The 2192-nt window shown below is 71.6% G+C and carries 4 protein-coding genes; 2 read left to right on the top strand and 2 right to left on the bottom strand.

Translation table 11 applies throughout. The features are described 5' to 3' along the window. Window positions 1–237 (top strand): TIGR01244 family sulfur transferase (locus AC1DZ6_RS23925; protein WP_477099600.1); only part of this gene is annotated, 237 nt, incomplete at its 5' end. 21 nt (window positions 238–258) lie between these two features. On the opposite strand, the gene AC1DZ6_RS23920 is transcribed toward AC1DZ6_RS23925, so the two are convergent. Further along, entirely contained in the window at window positions 259–411 is a 153-nt protein-coding gene (locus AC1DZ6_RS23920) for a hypothetical protein (RefSeq protein ID WP_477099599.1), read from the bottom strand. 78 nt (window positions 412–489) lie between these two features. On the opposite strand from AC1DZ6_RS23920, the gene AC1DZ6_RS23915 reads away from it, so the two are divergent. Continuing rightward, window positions 490–1383 carry an MBL fold metallo-hydrolase gene (locus AC1DZ6_RS23915; RefSeq protein ID WP_477099598.1) on the top strand — a complete coding sequence of 298 codons (894 nt, stop codon included), beginning with the start codon at window positions 490–492 and terminating at the stop codon, window positions 1381–1383. Window positions 1384–1387: 4 nt separating this feature from the next. Here AC1DZ6_RS23915 and AC1DZ6_RS23910 read toward each other — a convergent pair. Continuing rightward, the coding region (locus AC1DZ6_RS23910) for a DUF1499 domain-containing protein (protein ID WP_477099597.1) at window positions 1388–2192 on the bottom strand (805 nt) is incomplete at its 5' end.

Below are 2192 nucleotides of genomic sequence, written 5' to 3'. Positions count from 1 at the left end.
GGCCTGGATTATGTGCATATTCCAGTGCGGGGCGGGCCGACCCACGACCAGGTCGAGGCCGTGCGTCGCGCGGTCGAGGGCGCGGAGGGGCCGGTCCTGGCCTTCTGCCGCTCGGGCACCCGATCGATCGTCACCTGGTCCCTGGGCCAGGCCGCGTCGGGCGCCGCCGATCGCGCCACCCTGGTGCGCCAGGGCGCGGACGCCGGCTATGACCTGGCCGGCGTGCTCGGAATCTAGGGCGGTCTCGAGAAGCGTGGCCTAGTAGTGGTGGCTCAGGGCGACCCGGGCCGCCATCGCCGCCGGTTCGGGCGTGCAGCTGGCGACCACGAACTGGGCCACGATGAGACACAGGATGGCGAAGGCCGCGCGCTGGAGCCGTTTTGAGACAAAAATCGCTGCGTCGGCGGCCATGATCCATACTCCGGGAGGTTTACGGGTCGGTCACCGCAAGACCGGCGCCGCGGCCGCCCGCCCCTTCGAGAGACCGACATGATCCCCTTCGTCCGCGAGATCGAGTTCGAGTACGGGCGCTGCGACCAGGTCTCGCCGCTGATCCGCCGGGTGATCGCCGACAATCCCGGCCCCTTCACCTATGTCGGCACCGGCACCTACATCGTCGGGCGCGGGACGGTGGCGGTGCTCGATCCGGGCCCCGACCTGGACGGCCACCTCCAGGCGCTGCTGGCGGCGCTGGAGGGCGAGAGCGTCAGCCACATCCTGGTCACTCACCACCACAGCGATCACTCTCCCCTCGCCCGCCCGCTGCAGAAGGCGACCGGGGCGACGATCTTCGGCCGCCGCGCGCCACACCTTGGCGAGTTGGTTCATGGGTTGGCCCTCGAGGCCGGCGAGGACGAGGGCTTCCGGCCCGATGTCGAGATCGCCGACGGCGACGTCTTCGAAGGCCCTGGCTGGACCCTGCGGGCCGTGACCACGCCAGGCCACACCTCCAACCACGTCTGCTTCGCCCTGAAGGAGGAGAACGCCCTGTTCTCGGGCGATCATGTCATGGGCTGGTCGACCACGGTGATCACCCCGCCCGACGGCGACATGGGCGACTATTTCGCCAGCCTCGAGAAGGTGCGGGCCGAGGGATACGACACCCTGTGGCCGACCCACGGCTCGCCGGTCCGCGACGTGGCGCCGTTCATCCAGGCTTATGCCGACCACCGCCGCGCCCGCGAGGCCCAGGTCCTGGCCGCCCTGGCCCAGGGTCCGACCACGATCAAGGCCATGGTCCCGACGCTCTACGCCGCCGTCGATCCGCGCCTGCACCCGGCGGCCGCGATGTCGGTCCTGGCGCACGTGCTGCTGCTGGTGAAGGAGGGGCGGGTCAGTTGTGACGGCGAGCCGGGGCTGGATTCGGAATACCGGCTGGCCTGAACTCCTACCCCTTAACCACCGCCAGCAGATCCCCCACCCGCCGGCAGTTACGGCCCATGTCGCCGCCCGGCTCGCGGCCGATCGCCCGCATGTCGACGCGCGCCCCGGCCGTGTCGGGACGCACCCGCACGACCAGGTCGTCCTTCAGCCCGTACCAGAAGCTCTGGCCCGTGGCCTCCAGCCGGCCGTCCATCGGATCGTCGGTGACGATCGCCAGGCCGGCGGCCTGGACGGCGGCCTTGGCCGCCTCGTAGGCGTCGGTCGGCGAGCGGGCCAGGACCAGCGGCCGGGCGGCGGCGCAGGTCTCGGCGTTGACGTCGGCGACGCGGCGGCCGGCGAAGGCCAGCGAGCCGACCGGCAGGCTGGGATCTTCCTCGATGGTCTGGGCCTCGCCGCCCCGAGCCGCCAGGGCGGCGTCCGACAGCATCAGCGGCGTCTTCCAGTCGGTGGAGACGTCGTGGACCGGCGGGGCGCGGCCGCCCACGGCGTTCATCGCGACCATGGCGCCCAGGGTGGCGATGGTGATCGCCAAGGCCAGCAGGGCCTTCTTCCAGAACCGCGTGAAGCCGCCGAACAGGGCGAAGATCAGGCCCAGAACGCCCGTGGCGACGCCCAGCATGGCGGCCTTGGGCGCCCAGTCCAGGGTCATCTGGTCGTAGCCCAGCGCCAGCGGGATCACGCCGAGCTTCACGCCCAGCGCGCCGGCCGCGACCAGCAGGGCCGGCGCCAGGGCGATCAGCACGACCAGGTCGAGCACGCCGCCGGTGAAGCCGGCGCCCTTGGCCTTATCCGCCTTATCCGCCTTATCC

Source organism: Caulobacter sp. P1_B12_2 (assembly GCF_056406675.1).
This window is presented reverse-complemented; position numbering and strand designations above follow the sequence as displayed.